We start from the raw sequence: 18,338 nt of genomic DNA, 5'->3' as shown, positions 1-18,338 counted from the left end.
CATGACGGAAGGATCAGTCGTCCTGCCCGAAGGGGAGCGTGTCGGGCTGTTTCATTACCGTGTGACGGCGGAGGGCTGGCTGCATCTGTTGCAGCAGAATGTCCGGCTGATGTCCCTGCTGGGTTTCTGGGCGGATGAGGAATGGGCCACGGCCCTGTTCCTGTTACAGGGTGAGCAGCCTTTGCTGCTCAGTACAGCGGTGGTGCAGGGGCGTTATCAGGCAGCCTCGCAGTATTTCCCGGCGGCCCAGTGGGGGGAGCGTATGGCCAGGGACCTCTGGGGTGTGGAGGCCTGGTCTGCGTTGGATGACAGTCCGGCTTTGGATGATGGCAGCTGGTCCCTTGCGGCGCCATTGTCTGCCCGTCCCCTGCCTGTCAGCGAGGGGACGGGGCAGCCTTTGCCACGATGCAGGATTGCGCCCTTCCGTACGGCCATACCGGGCCTGCTGGGTGTGGATTATGTGCTGGCCGACGGTGTGATGCAGCAGGTGGAGGTGCAGATTGCGGCTGGCCATCGTGGTGTCCTGTCCCGTCTGGTCGGGTTGACACCGCAGGAGGCCATGCCGCTGGTGGCCCGGATTTCAGCAGGTGGGTTTGTGGCCCATCCTCTGGCGTTCGTCCGGGCGCTGGAGCAGGCAGAAAATCGCCAGATAGACCCACGGGAGCGGGACAGACGGCTCATTTTGCTGGAGGTGGAGCGGCTGGGGCTGCATCTGTTTGATCTGGCGCAGACGGCCCATCAGGCTGGTGCTGGCCTGATGGCGAGCCTGTGCGACCATGCCCGGGAGCATCTTGCGGGCCTCTGTACGGCGCATGGTCTGTCCCGCCGTCTGACAGACAGCATCAGGCTGGAGGGAAGCAGTGGCGTTGATGCGATGATTCCGTTTGTTCAGGCCGTGGTGCAGGGGGTGGCCCCACGGCTGGAGCAGATCAGACAGCTGGCCCGTCTGTCGGATGGACGGTTGAAGACCATAGCCACCGTGCCGACAGAACTGGCGTGGGATTATGCGCTGGGTGGGGTGATTGGCCGGGCCAGTGGGCGGTATCTGGACATGCGTTACATGGATGAGGGTGTCCGCACGCGGGCGATGGGTGGGGCTGGGCGTCATGAAGGGGATGCCTGGGCACGCAGTCGGCAGCGTCTGGCAGAAAGTCAGGAAGCCCTGAAAATCATGGAGTGTATTGTTGCCGATTATGGTGCGGAGAGTGAGCGCCAGGCCATACCCCGTACTGATGAAGGGTTGGGCGTGGCCGAGGGAGCCCGAGGAGATGTCTGGTACCATGTCGTGCTGAAGGAGGGACGGTTGGCCAGTGTTCAGATACGGGATCCGCTTGTGCCTCTTCTGGCCGTGCTGGGTTCCGTGCTGGAAGGGCATGAGCCGGAACAGCTGGGGCTTGCGCTGGTATCTCTGGGCCTGTCGCCCGCCGGAGTTGCCTTGTGAGATGGCCTGCCTGAAAAGCTCTGGTATCCGTCAGGGTGTTATATTATAACATATAAAATATGATTTAAGATTCATCATGCGCTGTGTGAGGGGCTGTGCGGTTTATCAGACAGGGCGTTGCCCTCATGCTGGGTGGAGGGCTGGTCTGCCCGGTCCTGACGGTGCTGCCTGTGCAGGCCCAACCGCCAGTGGCGGAGCCTGAGACGGCCGGGACGGTGAAAACCCCCTCAGCACCAGAACATTCTCGAAACAGGGGCAACGGACCAGCACATCAGGCAGCACAGGCCCGTTTCCAGTCTGTCGAGCAGTTGACGGTCACAGGGTCTTACCTTCAGGGTGGGCGGAAGACATCCCCCAATCCCGTGCAGACCATCACGGGGAAGGAGATACAGCGCAGTGCCGTGACGTCTCTGGGGGACTATCTGCAAAGGATGCCTTCCATCGGCTCATCCGGTTCGCCGAACAGCCTGACCAACGGGGGCAAGGGGGCATCCTGCACGGACCTTCGGAATCTGGGGCAGGGGCGGGTGCTTGTGCTGATTGACGGGCACAGGGCGACCCTCAATGCCGGGTCCGAATGTGTGGACCTCAACACCATTCCGTTGCAGCAGATCGAGAAGGTGGAAATTCTCAAGGATGGCGGGTCCGGCCTGTATGGGGCGGATGCCGTGGCGGGGGTCATCAACATCCATCTGCGGCACGACCTCACGGGCAGCAACATCACCATGCGGGGGAGCATTGCGCAGGCCGGGGATGCCCGGGGTGGCGAGGTCTCCGCCTATCACGGCATGAATTTTGATGAGGGGCGGGGCAACGTCACGCTGGCGGGCAGCTACAGCACGACCGGCCCCATCTATAACCGGGACCGCAGCTGGTCAGCCTTGCCACAGAATGACAATCCGGCCACGGGCAGCCCCAGTTATGGGTCGTCCATCATTCCTTCCGGCGTGCTCATCAATCCGCAGACGGGGCAGAAGATGGTGCCGGATGGGCAGGGCGGCTTCCGCCGCTTCACCAGGGACGATCTGTACAATTTTGCCCGCTATTCCACGATCATGAACCGCCATGATGACGGCACGGCCTCTTTTGATGCCCATGAGCGGTTTTCCCGGTTCGTGACGCTCTATGGCACCATGCGATACAGCCATACGCTCGTGGAACGGACCCAGTCGCCAGCGCCGGTGCAGGGGAGTGTCCCGCCATCCACACTGCCGTCTTCATGGCTGCTGCCGGCGGCCAGTCCGTACAATCCGTGGGGGCGGGATGCGTCCATCATCAAGCGGATGGAAGATGTCGGGCCACGGCGCAATCACATCAACACTGATACATGGACCTTCCTGCCCGGCCTGAAAGGACAGCTGGGAGCCGGGTGGGATTATGACCTCTCCTATACCTACGGGCGCAGCCATCTGTCCTCTCACACGCAGGACATGATCAATTACCGCAATCTGCTGGAAACGACAGGGACGAGACAGCTGGATGTGACGGATTCCCGCAGTCCCGTGGTCTATGATCCGGGCATATGCCAGGCGGCGCAGGGCTGCGTGTTGCAGAATCCTTTTGCGCCCTACAGCCAGCAGGCGAAGGATCATGTCCGGTTCACCCAGAAGGACCGGGCCACCTATCAGCTGCGGGACACGATGCTGCGCCTGCGGAACCCGCATCTCTTTGCCCTGCCGTGGATGTATGGCGGGCCGGTCGGGGTGGCGGCAGGCATGGAACATCGGGGGGAGCAGCTGAGCTATCACCCTGATGCCCTCGTGGCGCAGGGGGCGTCCACAGGGGCGGCGGGGGCCTATACGGGCGGTGGGTTCACCGTTTCGGAGGGTTATGGAGAAATCCAGCTTCCCCTGCTGCGGCGTGCGCCACTGGCCCGGGACCTGACGGTTGATCTTCAGGGCCGTGTCTCTTCATACAGTCATTACGGAACACCGCTGAACTGGAAGACCGGCCTGCACTGGGCACCGGTTCAGGACGTGGCCTTCCGGGGGACGCTGGGCACCTCGTTCCGGCAGCCGGGGCTGTATGATGTCTATGGCGGCCAGACATTGAGCTATGCTTCTGCATCCGATCCCTGCGCCCATGTGGGAAGCTATGGCAGCCGTGCGGGAGCGGTGCAGGCACGGTGCCAGAAGGAAGGAATCAACCCGGCCAGCTTCACTTCTTCACTGGTCGGGCAGCTGCCGACCCTCTCCGGTGGCAATCCTCGGCTGGGGCCGGAATATGGACGTACAGCAACGGTCGGCATGGACATCACGCCCCACTCTCTCAGGGCGTTGCGGCTCTCTGTCGATTACTGGCATTACAGCCTGCGGGACATGATCTCGACCCTCAGCACGCAGACGCTTCTGGATGGATGTTACACGGGCAGCGAGCCGGATTTCTGTAGTGCCATCCTGCCCCGTTCCAGCAGCGGGCAGATCACGGCCATCAAGGCCCTGCCGCAGAATGTCGGTGCCCTGAAGACGGATGGTCTGGATTTCAGCCTGCATTACAGCCTGCCCCTGGGCGACAGGGACCAGCTGAGCCTTCATGAAAACACCCAGTATCTTCTGAATTACAGGCAGAAGCTGACCCGTAACGGGAGCTGGCAGGACTATACAGGTCGTCTGCTCTATCTGAATGGCAGTGGCCGACCACGGGAGCAGCATTACATCAGCACGACATGGCGGCATGACCATGTCAGCCTCATCTGGATGACACGCCTCATCAGCGGGATGAGGATGAATGACGGGCACCGTGATCTTGACCCGGCCACATCCGGGCGAACCCACGTGGGAGGAACGATCCTGCATGACGTGACGGTGTCAGGGACGTGGCACCAGTTCCAGCTGATGGGAGGCATCAGCAACCTGTTCAACCGTCGGCCGCCCTTCGTGCCGGATGGGGCCTTCAATACCGCCTTTTCCCAATATTCAGGCTACATTGCCGGAAGAAGTTTCTTTCTCCAGATGGGGGCTGATTTCTAGCCGGGCAGATGACCGTCAGGGGAGCTGGTGCGCTGGTGATGTGGAGCGGCGTTGTTCCTCTGAAGTCCCCATCACTCTGGGCAGGAACGGGCTGGCTGCCGGGGCAGGTGATGGTCCGTCCCCGGATGAAGGAAAAGGTCGGGGTGGTGCAGTCGTTCCGGCAGAGGAAAGCCCATGCCTGCTTCAGCAGGCAGAGCGGGTGCAGCCGGTGCAGCATGAAGACGGAGAAGGCGGCCTCTTCATGGTGGTTGTGGCGGAACAGCCGGAACGGACCACCATAAAGCCGCCCTTTGGAGATGATGGTGAGGCGGGACTGGTAGCATCGGCCATCCACGTCTGTCTCGAATGCGGGGAAGGGATAGGTGGACAGCAGGCGCAGGGCGGTGACGGCATAGGCGGCCCGGCCGATCCGTTTCTTGAGGGCCGTGGAGAGCTGCTGCACCACCCAGCCATCGGGGCCGACCCCGACCATCTGGAGGAACAGGGTTGGGCTGGCCTGTCCTTCTGTGGTGAGCCAGCCCGGCCAGAGCGTGCGGGTCTGCCCGCTGGCGATCAGGGTGGCGTTGCGGGCGTCATGGAAGGGGACGCCCAGCTCCAATGCCAGCACATTGGCTGATCCGACGGGCCAGAGGGCCAGAGGGCAGGGCTGGCCCAGCATGGCGTGGGTAATTTCGGCAATCGTTCCATCCCCTCCACCGGCAATGATGAGGTCCGCTTCTGGCAGGTGGATTTTCACGATCTCCGCAGCATGGCCCCGGTAGCGGGTTTCCATGACACGCACGTCCAGCCCGGCCTGTTCCAGATGCTTCACGAAGGCGGCCTGCCGCCGGGGAGAGTGATGCCCCGCTGTCGGGTTGATGATGAGCAGTGCTCTGCGGGGATGGGGGTGCTGTGAGGAGGATGGTGGGTGCATGGCGGGGGAGGGTACTTCACTCTGGGCCGGGACACTATATAGTGCCCGGCATGAACCTTCTGTTACAGGTTCTGCTGTTTTGTTCCCATTGTGAGGATCACATCTGCCATGCAGTCAGCTCCCCTGACCATGATGCTTGCTTTTCTGGATGTACAGAAATGGCGCCCCCGCCCCGTGAGGCGGCAGGGGCGGCGCATCAGGCTGTTCACGCTTGAGGCGGGAAGCTGCGAAGGCTGTGCGATGGAACTGGTGTCTCTGGGAAGCAGCGCCTACCCGTTGGAAGGGAGCGGGTTTCAGAGGGTCCAGCATCCGGAGGATGCGGACTGGCTCCTTGTCACCGGCTCTGTAACACGCTCCTGCGCAGGCGATCTGGCCAGTGCGTGGGAGGCCATGCCCGCAGGACGCAGCCTCGTGGCTGTGGGAGACTGCGCCCATGATGGTGGATTGTGGAAGAACACATACGCCACGCTGGGTGGCCTCCATGCGCTCAGCCGGGTCTATGGGTCCATCCCTGGCTGCCCGCCGTCGCCCGCATCCATTCTTCAGGCGTTGGTGGAGCTGGCAGAGGGTGGTTCATCTCCCACGGGCTCCCATGCATCTTCTGCCTCACGCCGCAGCCGCCAGTAAGACCGGCGGGAGAGTGGGATCATGACGAGATAGAGGACACCAGCTGCGGCCAGAGCGCCCCATGGTTCTGTTACCAGAATGGCGGCATAGGCACCGACACCGACCAGCATGGGCAGAATATAGCGTGATGGTACCTTGAAGTTCTTGAAGGACCAGATCGGCAGGGTGGAGACCAGCAGCAGGGCGGTGACGATCAGGCAGCCAGCGGCCAGCCATGGGGAGTGGGCGAAATGCTCGATGCCTGTCAGGTTGTTGCGCTTGGCTTCCAGCCCCAGAAAGACCGGGAACAGTGCAAGCCCTGCCCCTGCCGGTGCGGGCACGCCGGAGAAGAAATTGGCGGCATATTCCGGTGCCGTATCGTCGTCCAGTGCGGAGTTGAAGCGGGCCAGCCGCAGGGCCATGCAGACCGTGAAAAGAATGAACGGGATGAAGGCCAGCCGCTGCGTGGCAGGCAGAGCCCAGAGCATGAGGATGAAGGGCGGCACGACGCCGAAGCAGACAAAGTCCGACAGGCTGTCAAATTCAGCTCCGAAACGGGATGTCCCCTTCAGCAGGCGGGCGATGCGTCCGTCCAGCCCATCCATGCAGGCAGCGATGAGCAGGGCCCCGGCTGCATGGGTAAAATGGCCTGTCATGGAAAATTTGATGGCGCTCAGCCCCGCACAGAGGCCCAGCATCGTCAGGATGTTGGGGACAAGCCGGTTGAAGGAAAGCCCACGGACCCGGCGCCGCTTGCGCCGGTATCTATGCACCATGGCCGTGTCGGAAGATGGCTTCTGCATATGTCTGGCCCTCAGAGCTTCGCTATGACCGTCTCGCCTCCGATCATCGTCTGTCCCTCCAGGACATCGGGGGTGATACCCGGTGGCAGGTAGATGTCCGTGCGGGAGCCAAAGCGGATGAGGCCAAACAGCTCCCCGGCCTGCACCTGTTCGCCTTCTTTCACATCACAGAGAATACGGCGGGCGACCAGCCCGGCGATCTGCACGACGGCCACCTGGCGGCCATCCCGGAGAGTTACGCGCAGTTCGTTGCGTTCATTATGTTCGGAGGCCTTGTCCAGGCTGGCATTGAGGAATTTGCCTGCATGATAGGCAATTTTCGTGACTGTCCCACTGACGGGCATACGGTTTACATGCACATCCAGTACGGAGAGGAAGGTCGAAACACGCCAGACCGGCTCACTGCCCATCTCCAGGGCAGCCGGCGGCGGGACCATGGAAACACCTGTCACACGTCCATCCGCACTGGCGAGGACGAGCCCTTCACCCTGTGGAGACGTCCGCCGTGGGTTGCGGAAGAAATAGAGGCAGAAGCCTGTGAACGCAAAGCCTGCTGTCCCCAGGGCCCGTGTCAGCCGCCATGGCGTGGCCCGCCCGAACACACCAGCCAGAAGGCCGATGCCCAGAAAGGGTGTTGCCGCACGGTGCGGCGGAGCAAGGACGAGTTTGAGAGATTTGATCAGTGACATGAGATTACTCATACGTCACCTGCTGGATGGGTCAAGTATTTCGTGACGGGGATGGGGAGGGCGTGGTCAGGGCTGGGTGTGTGCTTGCAGGGAAAGGTGGCAGGGGCCATCTTGGAGGCATGGCTTCCGTTATCCCGCTGTTTCCTGCGGGATAACCTCGTCTGGAGAGAGGTTTCATGAGTGTGGAGATAAGGCCGGTTCCCGCCTTTCAGGATAATTACATCTGGTTCGTCCGTAAGGAGGGGCACCCCTGGGTGGTGATCGACCCCGGTGAAGCCGGGCCAGCAGAGGCGGTGCTGGGGGAAGAGGCTCCGGCTGCCATCCTGCTGACCCATCATCATGGCGATCATGTCGGTGGGGCGGCAGAACTGGCACGGCGCCACGACGTGCCGGTTTATGGTCCAGCGGATGTGGCAGGTGTCGATCACCCGCTGAAGGACGGTGATGAGGTGAAGGTGGCCGGGCTGACATTCCGTGTCATGGCCACACCGGGTCACACGCTGGATCACCTCTGCTATGCGCTGGAGGGTGGAACCCCGGCCCTCTTCAGTGGGGATACGCTGTTCAGTGGTGGGAGTGGCCGCCTGTTCGAGGGGACTGCGGAACAGCTTTTTGCCAGCTTCCGCCAGTTTGATGATCTGCCGGACGGGACACTTCTCTGCCCCGGCCATGAATACACGCAGGGGAACCTGAAATTCATTGCCTCACTGGGCAGAAGCACCCCTGCGCTGGAGGCCCGCAGGGCAGAGGTGGCGCAGCTCCGGGCGGAAGGGCGGCCCTCGGTGCCTGTTCCGCTGGGCGTGGAGCGGCAGACCAACCCGTTCCTCATGGCCCGGACGCCGGAAGAACTGGCCCGCCTGCGGAAGCAGAAAGACCAGTTCTGAGTTGTCAGGCCGTGCGGATGTCCAGCCCGATATCCAGTGCTTTCACGCTGTGGGTCAGCCAGCCGAGGGAGAGGATGTCCACGCCACTTTCGGCAATGCTGCGGGCCGTGTCGGGCGTGATGCCACCGGAGGCCTCGGCAATGGCCCGGCCTTCGATCATGTTCACGGCCTCACGCAGCATGGCGGGGGTCATGTTGTCCAGCAGGTAGGCATCCGGCCCGTCGGGGCAGTCCAGCGCCTCGGCAAGCTGGGCGAGGGAGTCCACTTCCAGCTCGATCTTCATGAGGTGTCCGGCCCGCTGGCGGGCAGCGGCCAGTGCGGCGGGGATGTTGCTGCCGAAAAGAGCCAGATGGTTGTCCTTGAGCATGATGGCATCATCCAGCCTGTGGCGGTGATTGCTGCCACCACCAGCCCGGACGGCATATTTCTGTAGGGCACGCAGGCCGGGGAGCGTCTTGCGGGTGCAGCAGATGCTGACCCCCGTACCTTCCACGGCATCCACGATCTGGCCCGTGGTGGTGGCGATTCCGCTGAGATGGGACAGCAGGTTGAGGGCCACACGTTCCCCGCCCAGCACGGCGCTGGCCGGGCCTTCCACCTCAGCCAGAACGTCGCCACGGGTGATGCGGTCGCCCTCCTGTCTGAAGGATGTGAAACGGGTCCGGCCATCCAGAAGCGTGAAGGCCAGACGGGCACCGGGAAGTCCGGCCAGCCGTCCATCCTGCCGGGCGACGAAGGAGGCCCGAAGTGTGGGCTGGCCCTGCATGAGAGCCTGCGTGGTGACGTCGCCACCTGTGCCGAAATCTTCCCGCAGGGCGTTGCTGATGACCGGTTCCCAGAGCAGGTCGGGCAGGAAAAGCGTCTCAAGGGCCATGATGATAGGTCTCCTGGTGCTGGATGGAAGGAGGTTACAGGGGCAGGTCGGTCAGCTGCATGTCGATGTGACGGGGCGGCTGAAGACCGGGCGTGTCTTCCCGCCAGTGTGCCCCTCTCTGTTCCGGGCGGTTCAGGGCGGCCCAGCCGATGAAGGAGGCGGTCAGGGCGCAGAGATTCTGGCGGGCCAGTGGCAGGGTACGTTCCAGAAAATTTTCCAGTCCTGTGCGGGTGCGGAGAATGCCGAGATGCTGCTGCATTTCAGCCCGGAAAGGCCAGTCCGTCGTGAAGGTGGGGCGTGCCGGTACCGTGGCGGGAGGGGGAGCTGTTCCGTCGTTCCGGCTGGTGTTGACGTCCCGCCCTGCCCATTGCCCGCAGACCAGAGCCTCCAGCAGGGAGTTGCTGGCCAGCCTGTTGGCACCATGAAGGCCGGTACAGGCGACCTCTCCGCAGGCCCACAATCCCTCCAGGGTCGTGCGGCCTGTCTGGTCCACCTTCAGGCCGCCCATGTGGTAGTGCATGGCGGGCTGGACGGGGAGAAGCTGGGTGTCCGGATCAAGACCGGCTTTTCGGCAGGCCTGCGTGATGCCGGGGAAACGTGCGCTGAAGGGGGCACCCGGCAGGGAGCGTCCATCCAGAAAAACGGTGCGTCCTTCCCGCAGCTGGGCAGCGATGGCCCGGCTGACGACATCACGGGGGGCGAGTTCTTCCGTAAAACGGTGGCCGTCATCCAGACGCAGTACGGCTCCGGTTCCCCGCACGGCCTCACTGATGAGGGAGAGGCGGCCTGTCTGGCCCGGTGCGACGAGGGCCGTGGGATGAAACTGCGTGAATTCCATGTCCTGCAGAGTGGCTCCTGCCCATGCGGCCAGAGCCAGTGTCGTACCCCGGTTGGGAAGCGGGCTGGTCGTGTGCTGATACAGCCCGCCGCAGCCGCCGCTGGCCAGAATGCAGTGCCGTGTGGGGATGAACCCGGCGGATGTCCATACACCCTGCACTGTCCCATCAGGGGCGTGGAACCCTTCCAGCGTGGCCTGTAGCCAGTGGATGGTGTCCTTTTCCCGGGCCTGCTGGAGAACATGCTGAAGGATGACCTGTCCGCTCCGGTCGCCACCGGCAAAGACAATCCGCTCATGGCTGTGGGCAGCTTCCAGATGGAGGGCAAGCTGGCCCTTTCCGTTATGGGCCAAGGGTACGCCAAGCCGCAGGAGCGTTTCCACGGCACCCGGCCCTGCCTCGGTGATGCGCTGCACGATGGCCGGATCACACAGACCGGCACCGGCCCTGAGCGTATCCTCGGCGTGGCTGGCCGGACTGTCACCGGGACCGACCGCCGCTGCCATGCCGCCCTGGGCCAGGGTGCTGGATGTTCCTTCCCCTGTGAAGGAGGGAGCAAGCAGCACGCAGGGGCCGTCCATCTCCAGAGCCGCCATGAGGCCAGCCAGCCCGGCCCCGATGATGACTGGCCAGCCTGCGTGGCGGGAAAGGGCATGTCCCTGCATGGGACGGTCCTTCACTTGATGGCCAGCATCCGCTCGACGGAGCGGCGGGCCGGTTCCTGAAGGTCAGCCGGGATGGTGACTTCGGTGCTCATGGTTTCCAGAGCCTGACGGATGTTCTTCAGGGTGATGCGCTTCATGTGCGGGCAGAGATTGCAGGGACGGATGAAGTCGGTCTGCGGGTGCATGGCGGCGAGGTTGTCGCTCATGGAACATTCGGTGATGAGCATGACCTTTTCAGGTTTATGCTGGGCGATGTAGTCCATCATGCTGGCCGTGGACCCGGCATGGTCGGCTTCTGCCACGACATCGGGTGAACATTCCGGATGTGCAATGATATGGAGCGGGCCATGCATCCGCCGGTACTGGCGGATTTCCTGCGGGGTGAACCGTTCATGGACTTCGCAGCGGGCTGACCATGTGTGCATCTTGATGCCGGTTTCCCGCTCGATGTTCCGGGCAAGGAATTCATCGGGGATCATGATGACTTCCGGTACGCCAAGGCTTTCCACGACACGGCGTGCATTGCCGGACGTGCAGCAGACGTCTGTCTCGGCCTTTACGGCAGCGGAACTGTTCACATAGGTAACGACCGGCACGCCGGGGTGGCGTTCCCGCAGGGTGCGGACATTTTCCGCCGTGATACCTTCGGCCAGGGAGCAGCCTGCCAGTTCGTCCGGGATAAGGACGGTCTTCGTGGGGTTCAGCAGCTTGACCGTTTCGGCCATGAAATGGACGCCCGCCATGATGATGACATCCTGTTCCAGATTCTGGGCCTCACGGGCCAGAGCCAGACTGTCCCCCCGGATGTCGGACACGCAGTGGAAGATTTCTGGTGTCTGGTAATTATGGGCGAGGATGACGGCATTATGCTTGCGCTTCAGCTCGAGAATGGCCTCGATGTCATCTGCAAAAAGCCGGTCCCAGTCCTGCCGGGCCATGAGGGAGGCCACGGGGCTGTACAGCGCAGCGCGGGACGGAGAAGGGGCAATGCCCTGCATCATGGAGAGGTCCTTACCAAGGTTATACTCACTATGAGCATAATATAGGCCCTGCTGGAGACCATGCCAAGGGGTTTCTGCTCCGGGTGTGTCAGGAGGAAAGATCGTACCGTTCTTTCGGGAGCGTATTCTGGATGGGAGTGACTGGGCAGAGGCTCTCCACAATCAGGGGAAGGTGGCGTCTTCTGGTTGGGGGGTACGGTTACCGGAGATACCCGGAATGGAGCCAGATATGTGGGCGGAAAGGTCAGCCCTTCTCCGGGAACCGGATGGGTAATGGTGGCGGGGGCATCATCGCAGGCTCAGCCTTTGTCTCTTTCTGGCTTTGGAATACGGTAGTGGCTTCGGCTCATTCATGGCAGCCTGTCTGCTTTTGGGCAGATGCAACGGGCGAACATATCGGATTATCGTAGCACGGCCATGCAGGCGGCGGCTTGGTTACCGGATCGATGTCGCAGAAGCTCGTCGGCCTTGCCAAGGGGATGGCGGCGAACTCTGCGGGTCTTCTTGGTGGAGGGCGTTTGCATGATGAGAGTAGTGAAAGCCAGTCTGCGCCCCCTGAGTGAATATGCCTTGGGGAAGTGTCGGTGGGTGTACCAGCACTTCACGAACTTATGGAAGAAGCAGGACAGGGAAATTGGGACAGTTTTGTGATGTCTTTCCCTAAAGATGGGCCTGTTTCAATGAAGTTCCATCATACGTGATAAAAATCGCTTAAAGAGTCGGCACATCAAGCGGTAAAAATGCCGCTCCCAGATAGCAGGAAGCCATGGCAGCTGGCCGGAAGCGGTATAGCTGGGCGGGGCGTCCTACGGTTGGGCGGTCGTAGGTGCCAGTTTCTTCCACAAGCTGCTGATGCAGGACAAGGCGGCGGAAGTTGGGCTTGTGCATGAGGCGGCCAGATACCGTTTCCATCGCCTGTTGCAGCTGTAGAAGAGTGAAAGACGAAGGAAGCAGCTCAAAAACGGCTGGACTGTAGCGGGTGCGGGCACGTAGCCGGGACAGGGCCGTGGCCAGAAGGCGACGGTCATCCCGGTCCGTGTTTTTCTGTTTGGGCGGGCTGCGTGGCACCAGCCCGGATTCCCACAGCAGTTCGTAACGCTCCAGAACACGGGTATCGTCCCACGGCAGACCATCCAGCCCAAAGGCTGGAGCGATGCGGCTCTGGCGTTCCTCATTGTCGTCGGCCCATTGCCTGATGGCTGTGCTGAACTCGGCCAGCTGCTTGTTGCCACTTTCGTCCCGGCGGTCTTCCCAGGGGAAACGCTGGTAAAGCGAACCGTGACAGCCCCGTGGGTGGCTGTGGCTCAGGGCCAGATAGGTGATGTGAATATGGGGCGTCTGTTCCCGTATGGGAAAGGAGCTGAATGTATAGAGCTGCTCCATGTAACCGATGGGGCAGTGTGTCAGGGTTTCCGCCCAATGGCAGAGGCGTTTCTGCAGGGAATGATGGCTTTCCTCCAGGGGGGGGGTGTCCCGGTCATGGCGCAGCAGGGCGACGTGGGGTGCATCATCGCCCAATGTCATGAGAACGGTAATCAGGTCTGTCGGGCAAAGGCTCTGGAAGGTCATTGAGGATGAGGAGCAAGCTGGCGGAAATGGCTGTACAGGGTCTGTAAATGGTCGGATGAAAGCCCCGGGGGAACGCCGTGGTCAAGAGGGATGCTGACCGTCAGGGGATGGGAGGAGAGGGACAGCATCCGGGGGCTGGTCATCATGTCGTTCAGGAGCCCCTGCATGGCGATGGGTACGTTGCGCTGGATCCATGAACTCTGAAGCAGATCATGCAGGGGCTCCTGCCAGTTGGTCAGACTGACGGACAGAATGCCAGAAAAGGCCGGGACATAAAGTTTGCCACCAAGGGAGAGATGCGGCGGTGGCGTGTCCTGTTTTCCCGGAGCCACCGGATGGATGGTGGCACTGAGCTCATGAAGCCTGAGCTGTAACGGAATGTCAGGCCAGGAGGATGTGGCATGATCGGTTTCTGGCGGCAATCTGAGGGGTGTCGTGCCGGTGCCGGGTAGCAGGGCAAAAGCAGCATGAACCTGTTCCACCCGAAAATTCTGTAGAAATGAGGAGGGATAGGTCAGCTCTCTGGCCGTGATGGCAGCGGAAAGCAGAGGCCTGTTCTGCAGGGCAGGGTCAGGTTGCGACAGGGACTGCGGTGCAAAACGGATGGTCCCGGCAGTGTGATTCAGCATGAGGCTGTGTGGCAGGCGGGAGGAGGCCAGTTCCAGTTCAGCAATGCGGAAATGTGCCCAGTACAGGGGCAGCGTGCCGTGGTCATGGCATCTGGCATCTGGTGGACAGGGAAGACTTTCCTTGCTGATGCGCAGTTTTGCCTTGCGCAGGCGCAGGGTCAGGCTTTCGCCGTTGCGGACCATGCGGAGGATGGTGCTGTCCGGCAGCTGTAGTGGAAGTTCGGTCCGTGTGGTCAGGGAATGTGCCCAGTCCAGCCAGTTCCCACCCAGGCGGAGCATGGGGGTGGCCCCGACAATATCGGCCCCGTTGAGATGGGTGTGAAAGGACACGCCGTAAAGCCGACGCCAGGCCCCGAAAGGCCATCCTCTGGCAGAGGTTTTCTGTATGGTCAGGGTTGGGGTGGGACCGTCCGAAGGCAGGGACTGGACGGCCAGATGGGCCAGCTGGTTGGAAAGCAGGGCCTGCGTCCGAAGGTACAACCCCCAGCTGCCTGCCAGAAGAGCGAGGAACAGACAGGAGGTGATCAGGATGGAACGGCGGCGGAACAGGCTCAAGATTTGTCCTCCGCTGTGGAAGAAGGATAGAACGACGGGCCTGTTACTTTGTCCCCAGAAGGTTCTTCACCTTTTGTAGAGTAATCACACCAGAATGTTGATACGGGGCAAAAAGGGAGGCCCTCTGCAGTCCTCATGAAATGTGTTGTATTACAGATGGTTAGGCAGATACCCACAGGGCAGCACTTTCATGGTCTATACCTGCGTCCATTCCGTGCGGGACAGGAATTACTGGTTATCCTTCTTCACATCCACAGAGTTTTCCACAGCTTCATGGGGCAGGTCATGTTCCTGGCAGAGTGCCTCCCAGGCGCCGCTGATGGCCGGTATGAGGTCACGTCCCTTCAGGCTGGCGGCGAGAGGCTTCCCGATGGCAACCCGGAGCGTGCCGGGGTATTTCCGCCACGGGGAATGTGGCCAGAACAGGCCGGAATTCGTCACTACGGGAAGGATGGGGCAGGTGGCCTGTCGGGCCAGAGCGATGACGCCATTCTGTAGCGGAACAGCCTGACCGGGTTTCGTGCGTGTGCCCTGCGGGAAGATGATGATCTGTCGCCCGGCTCCCTGTGCCTTTGCCACGGCATCCATCATGCCCCGCAGGGCCTGAGATCCGCCGGAACGATCGACAGGAATCATGCCGCTGAGAATGAGCATGGGGCCGACCAGCGGAATGGATGTCAGTTCCTTCTTGATGACATAGGCCGGCAGCGGCACGGTATTCATCCAGACAAAACCATCAAAGAAAGACTGATGCTGTGAGGCAATGAGTGCAGGGCCATCAGGCAGGTTCTCCTGCCCGCTGATGACGATGCGGATGCCGCAGAGGCGTTCCAGCCCCCAGAGCACGGCCCTGGACCAGAGCTTGGCATAGCCCAAGGCGGCATCCCGCCGGTTGAGCAGGCGGATGGGAAAGGCGAAGACCCCCATGACGAGGGTCAGAATCAGGAGATACAGGTTGAACAGGCTGCCACGGACGAGACTCATCATAATGCTCCCTGCATGGCGCAGAATCTATCCGAAGAGCAAGGGAAAAAGATGGGCGAGCCAGAAATCAGGCGGGAGGTGTTCCTGAAGCTGGAGGAACAGGGCGGAATCCTTCCTGGGCATGGTCCGGCTGGTGGAGGACCATGAGACGGATGAAGGCCCCGATCAGCTTTCCGTACTGGCTGAACATCAGCAGCATGGTGTGTGGATGAAAGGGGGTGCTCATGGCGGGAGGCTGCACCCAGTAGGGGGTGAACTGAAGCTGCGGGGCAATATCGTGGAACTCCAGCAGGGAGCGGCGCATGTGATACCCCGCCGTGACCAGAACAAGATGATGCAGGTTTTTCTGCTTTGCCCATTGGGCGGTTTCCCATGCATTGCCGATGGTAGTGGCGGCCCGATATCCAAGGCTGATGCGCTGCGTCAGGTCCGGCGGCAGCGGGCCGATTCCCGTGGCGGCCAGAATATGGTTCAGCCCCGTATGGGGGGAAACGCCGGAGATCAGGAGCAGTCGCTCCGGTTTCTGCTGGAGCAGGGCAATTCCGGCTTCTATGCGGTTTTTGCCGCCCGTCAGCGCAACGATGCCGTCGCAGTCAGCCGGGATGCTGTGCAGGTCCGGTGAGGGGCGCAGGGCATCGGCACAGAAGTAAATGAAACTGGCCAGCATGAGCCATCCTGCGATGGTCACCCCACCAGAGAAGAGAGACCAGACAGTGGGGCCCGGCCGTTTCATGATGCCTGTTGCCCCTGTCTGGCACAGACCAGATGCACCATGGCCCAGCCCGCCAGTGCCATCAGGACCGGCATCAGGGAAAAGGCCAGCCAGAGCCGGACTGGCAGCAGTGATGGAGAGATGAAGGACGACATGCTTCCCTCTGCGGGTGGCAGGCGCAGCAGAGGGTGCAGAGCAGCGGTGATGAAGCCCAGTGAAGGCAGGAGCAGGACGATGCCTGCAAGGCTGCCCAGAAAGGCCATCAGGGCGACCCGCCGGGCAAAAATACGGTGAAGGACGGACAGCTTTCCGCCCAGTCTCCACAGGACGGCCTGCTGCTGCCGGTTGGCCAGAGCGACGGTTCTGGCTGCCAGATAGAGCAGGGCGGGAACGATCAGAGCTGCTGCCAGCCCAGCCATCAGGGCGACATGGCGTGCAGTCTGCTGGAGGACTGTCATGAGTGGGGTAAGCTTTGTCAGCTGGGGGGGCGGCGGAACGATGATGGCCTCTGGGGCGGTGCTGTGAACAAAGGCGGCCAGTCTGGTCATGTCCCCATGATACGAGAGGGTGAGAATCCTGGGGAGAGGCCCCTCCCACGGGGCGGACCATGCGGCCAGAAGTCGGGAAACCTCCTGCTCTGGCAGGAGGGTGGCGTGGGTTTCGGGGAATGTGGCGGTCAGGGCTTTGGGCAGGCTGTCCGCCAGGGCGGGAGCCTCCTTGCCGATCACAGGCAGGGCGATGACGATCTGGCTGTTCACCTGTCCTTCCCAGCGTTGGACAGCTCCATCCATACCATAGGGCAGGGCCAGAGCCAGCCCGGCCAGCCATGTGACGAGACAGAGGCCAAGCAGCAGGGGCCACAGGGCAGGCCGGTCTGTAGCACGGGACAGGCATGTCATGGGAGCAGCCTTTCATCTCTGGGGGACAGGATCAGCGGGGCTGCCAGATCATTCCCGGAGGCAGAAGAAATGGAGACTTCCGGTGATGGGGGGAGCCGGGGCAGGGTCAGGAGCTGGTCATCAGGGTCTGTCCCTTCTGGCTGGTGCTGCATGGCCAGAAGGGTTGTGGTGCCATTTCTGGCCAGGCCCCGCAGGGTGGAAAGAAGATGATCCCGCAGGACAGGGCAGAGGGTCAGGGCTGGTTCATCTACCAAGACGATGGAAGGCTGGGTGATCAGGGCCCGGGCACAGGCGGCCCGCATTCTCATGGTCTGACTGAGTGAGTGAGGAAGGAGCTGTGCATGGCTCTCCAGCCCGAACCAGCGGATGATGGAGTCGGTTTCCCGTTTCACATCTGCTCTGCGCAGGTGGTTCAGCTCCAGCGGCAGGGCAATATTGTCCGCCAGCGTCAGGCGGTCCATGAAAAGGGGGGCTGCCTCGATGTACCCGATGCGCTGCTGGAGCTGCCTGCGACCCCGTGCGGAAAGACCGGGCCCTGCGGCATGGTTGAGGAGGGTCATCATCCCGCCCGTGGCAGGGCGGCGCAGGGCGATGGTATCCAGCAGGGCTGTCTTGCCCGCTTCGGCAGGGCCTGTCACCCAGAGGGTGCCACCCCGTTCCAGCCGCAGGGACAGGTGCTGCACGCCACCCGGCACGAGAGACGTGCCGACAGGCAGCGGAAGCGTCTCCAGGGCGATCATGCAGGGCTCCGCATGGCTGTGCCTCAGAGCCTCCGGGCCAGCCAGGCCGCCGCCGTGGAGGAGGCTGCTGCCAGAGCCATGAGGAGCAGACCATCCTTTATCAGCCCGTGCGGTGTAAGGGTGTGACCGGCTACAATGAGCTGTTCGGGGATGGTATGGGCGATGTGGTTGACGATCTCATGCGTCTGCTGGTCTTCCGTGAGGGACCCGAGATTGGCCGTGGCAACGGTGACAAGGTGCGGCAGCAGGGACCAGCCGACGCCAAGGATGAGCAGGATGGGAGCAAACAGTTCTGTCAGCTGAATGAGAAAGCTGAAAACGAAATGCGCCACGGCCCATATGAGGTTGAGCAGGACCCGCCCCATGATGGCTCCGCCCTGCTGCTGGCGTGATGGCGTGGCCGAGAGCAGGCGTTCGCCCCGTGCCGGGGAGGAATGGGAGGAAGAGGGCGATGTATCCATGAATGTTTCAGACCTTCCTGCAAGACAGCCGGGCTGGCAATGGCATAGTAATGGCGAGGGAGACGGAAAGCAGGGCGGAGGGGCCTCTGTTCTGTCCTCCTGCTTCTG

General features: G+C 62.0%; 17 protein-coding genes. 4 read left to right on the top strand and 13 right to left on the bottom strand.

Annotated elements, in window-relative coordinates:
* Position 1: 1 nt before the first annotated feature.
* Together DTI93_RS08095 and DTI93_RS08090 are read left to right on the top strand one after the other, a co-directional pair.
* Positions 2-1,441, top strand: coding sequence for a hypothetical protein (locus tag DTI93_RS08095; protein ID WP_249080294.1), 1,440 nt, complete (start codon positions 2-4; stop codon positions 1,439-1,441).
* Between the two features lie 95 nt (positions 1,442-1,536).
* Complete coding sequence (locus DTI93_RS08090) at positions 1,537-4,410, top strand: TonB-dependent receptor domain-containing protein (protein WP_249080292.1); 2,874 nt, start codon at positions 1,537-1,539, stop codon at positions 4,408-4,410.
* Here DTI93_RS08090 and DTI93_RS08085 read toward each other — a convergent pair.
* Complete coding sequence (locus tag DTI93_RS08085) at positions 4,334-5,323, bottom strand: diacylglycerol kinase family protein (RefSeq protein WP_249080277.1); 990 nt, start codon at positions 5,321-5,323, stop codon at positions 4,334-4,336. The genes DTI93_RS08090 and DTI93_RS08085 overlap by 77 nt on opposite strands.
* 108 nt (positions 5,324-5,431) lie before the next feature.
* Here DTI93_RS08085 and DTI93_RS08080 point away from each other — a divergent pair, with 108 nt between their 5' ends.
* Positions 5,432-5,950, top strand: coding sequence for an NADH-quinone oxidoreductase subunit B family protein (locus DTI93_RS08080; RefSeq protein ID WP_043557909.1), 519 nt, complete (start codon positions 5,432-5,434; stop codon positions 5,948-5,950).
* On the opposite strand, the gene DTI93_RS08075 is transcribed toward DTI93_RS08080, so the two are convergent.
* Positions 5,866-6,732, bottom strand: a complete 867-nt coding sequence (locus DTI93_RS08075; RefSeq protein WP_081562888.1) for a phosphatidylcholine/phosphatidylserine synthase — start codon at positions 6,730-6,732, stop codon at positions 5,866-5,868. The genes DTI93_RS08080 and DTI93_RS08075 overlap by 85 nt on opposite strands.
* An 11-nt stretch (positions 6,733-6,743) precedes the next feature.
* A complete protein-coding gene (locus DTI93_RS08070; protein WP_043558376.1) occupies positions 6,744-7,421 on the bottom strand; it encodes a phosphatidylserine decarboxylase in 678 nt (225 codons plus the stop codon).
* Between the two features lie 176 nt (positions 7,422-7,597).
* Between DTI93_RS08070 and gloB the strand changes: the two genes are divergently transcribed.
* Positions 7,598-8,305, top strand: coding sequence for a hydroxyacylglutathione hydrolase (gene gloB, locus DTI93_RS08065; RefSeq protein ID WP_248630606.1), 708 nt, complete (start codon positions 7,598-7,600; stop codon positions 8,303-8,305).
* Positions 8,306-8,309: 4 nt separating this feature from the next.
* Here gloB and nadC read toward each other — a convergent pair whose 3' ends face one another.
* The 10 genes from nadC to DTI93_RS08015 form a co-directional block, all read right to left on the bottom strand.
* Complete coding sequence (nadC, locus tag DTI93_RS08060; RefSeq protein WP_249080275.1) at positions 8,310-9,179, bottom strand: carboxylating nicotinate-nucleotide diphosphorylase; 870 nt, start codon at positions 9,177-9,179, stop codon at positions 8,310-8,312.
* A 34-nt stretch (positions 9,180-9,213) separates the two neighbouring features.
* A complete protein-coding gene (locus tag DTI93_RS08055) occupies positions 9,214-10,680 on the bottom strand; it encodes an L-aspartate oxidase (RefSeq protein ID WP_249080267.1) in 1,467 nt (488 codons plus the stop codon).
* A gap of 11 nt (positions 10,681-10,691) precedes the next feature.
* Positions 10,692-11,678, bottom strand: a complete 987-nt coding sequence (nadA, locus tag DTI93_RS08050; protein ID WP_081563426.1) for a quinolinate synthase NadA — start codon at positions 11,676-11,678, stop codon at positions 10,692-10,694.
* Positions 11,679-12,392: 714 nt separating this feature from the next.
* Positions 12,393-13,250 (bottom strand): NrtR DNA-binding winged helix domain-containing protein, encoded by an 858-nt coding sequence (locus DTI93_RS08045; protein ID WP_249080265.1) that lies wholly within the window; start codon positions 13,248-13,250, stop codon positions 12,393-12,395.
* Positions 13,247-14,434, bottom strand: coding sequence for a hypothetical protein (locus tag DTI93_RS08040; protein WP_249080256.1), 1,188 nt, complete (start codon positions 14,432-14,434; stop codon positions 13,247-13,249). Before DTI93_RS08040 ends, DTI93_RS08045 begins: the two co-directional genes overlap by 4 nt.
* A 228-nt stretch (positions 14,435-14,662) precedes the next feature.
* Entirely contained in the window at positions 14,663-15,418 is a 756-nt protein-coding gene (locus DTI93_RS08035; RefSeq protein ID WP_103765189.1) for a 1-acyl-sn-glycerol-3-phosphate acyltransferase, read from the bottom strand.
* A gap of 67 nt (positions 15,419-15,485) precedes the next feature.
* A complete protein-coding gene (locus tag DTI93_RS08030; protein WP_081563284.1) occupies positions 15,486-16,151 on the bottom strand; it encodes a YdcF family protein in 666 nt (221 codons plus the stop codon).
* Positions 16,148-17,029 (bottom strand): hypothetical protein, encoded by an 882-nt coding sequence (locus tag DTI93_RS08025; RefSeq protein ID WP_249080254.1) that lies wholly within the window; start codon positions 17,027-17,029, stop codon positions 16,148-16,150. Before DTI93_RS08025 ends, DTI93_RS08030 begins: the two co-directional genes overlap by 4 nt.
* A complete protein-coding gene (locus tag DTI93_RS08020) occupies positions 17,026-17,769 on the bottom strand; it encodes an ATP-binding cassette domain-containing protein (RefSeq protein WP_043557917.1) in 744 nt (247 codons plus the stop codon). Before DTI93_RS08020 ends, DTI93_RS08025 begins: the two co-directional genes overlap by 4 nt.
* A gap of 23 nt (positions 17,770-17,792) precedes the next feature.
* A complete protein-coding gene (locus tag DTI93_RS08015) occupies positions 17,793-18,230 on the bottom strand; it encodes a hypothetical protein (protein WP_249080251.1) in 438 nt (145 codons plus the stop codon).
* Between the last annotated feature and the right edge of the window lie 108 nt (positions 18,231-18,338).

Origin of the sequence: Parasaccharibacter sp. TMW 2.1884, assembly GCF_023337695.1 — a bacterium.
Taxonomy (GTDB): domain Bacteria; phylum Pseudomonadota; class Alphaproteobacteria; order Acetobacterales; family Acetobacteraceae; genus Bombella; species Bombella apis.
This window is presented reverse-complemented; position numbering and strand designations above follow the sequence as displayed.

Bases quoted from the DNA above. Each gene is read 5' to 3' on its own strand.
- DTI93_RS08045 (WP_249080265.1), bottom strand. From the start codon at position 13,250: ATGACCTTCCAGAGCCTTTGCCCGACAGACCTGATTACCGTTCTCATG.
- DTI93_RS08075 (WP_081562888.1), bottom strand. From the start codon at position 6,732: ATGCAGAAGCCATCTTCCGACACGGCCATGGTGCATAGATACCGGCGC.
- DTI93_RS08080 (WP_043557909.1), top strand. From the start codon at position 5,432: ATGCAGTCAGCTCCCCTGACCATGATGCTTGCTTTTCTGGATGTACAG.
- DTI93_RS08020 (WP_043557917.1), bottom strand. From the start codon at position 17,769: ATGATCGCCCTGGAGACGCTTCCGCTGCCTGTCGGCACGTCTCTCGTG.
- DTI93_RS08030 (WP_081563284.1), bottom strand. From the start codon at position 16,151: ATGAAACGGCCGGGCCCCACTGTCTGGTCTCTCTTCTCTGGTGGGGTG.
- DTI93_RS08015 (WP_249080251.1), bottom strand. From the start codon at position 18,230: ATGGATACATCGCCCTCTTCCTCCCATTCCTCCCCGGCACGGGGCGAA.
- DTI93_RS08095 (WP_249080294.1), top strand. From the start codon at position 2: ATGACGGAAGGATCAGTCGTCCTGCCCGAAGGGGAGCGTGTCGGGCTG.
- DTI93_RS08055 (WP_249080267.1), bottom strand. From the start codon at position 10,680: ATGCAGGGACATGCCCTTTCCCGCCACGCAGGCTGGCCAGTCATCATC.
- DTI93_RS08025 (WP_249080254.1), bottom strand. From the start codon at position 17,029: ATGACATGCCTGTCCCGTGCTACAGACCGGCCTGCCCTGTGGCCCCTG.
- gloB (WP_248630606.1), top strand. From the start codon at position 7,598: ATGAGTGTGGAGATAAGGCCGGTTCCCGCCTTTCAGGATAATTACATC.
- DTI93_RS08085 (WP_249080277.1), bottom strand. From the start codon at position 5,323: ATGCACCCACCATCCTCCTCACAGCACCCCCATCCCCGCAGAGCACTG.
- nadC (WP_249080275.1), bottom strand. From the start codon at position 9,179: ATGGCCCTTGAGACGCTTTTCCTGCCCGACCTGCTCTGGGAACCGGTC.
- nadA (WP_081563426.1), bottom strand. From the start codon at position 11,678: ATGCAGGGCATTGCCCCTTCTCCGTCCCGCGCTGCGCTGTACAGCCCC.
- DTI93_RS08035 (WP_103765189.1), bottom strand. From the start codon at position 15,418: ATGAGTCTCGTCCGTGGCAGCCTGTTCAACCTGTATCTCCTGATTCTG.
- DTI93_RS08070 (WP_043558376.1), bottom strand. From the start codon at position 7,421: ATGTCACTGATCAAATCTCTCAAACTCGTCCTTGCTCCGCCGCACCGT.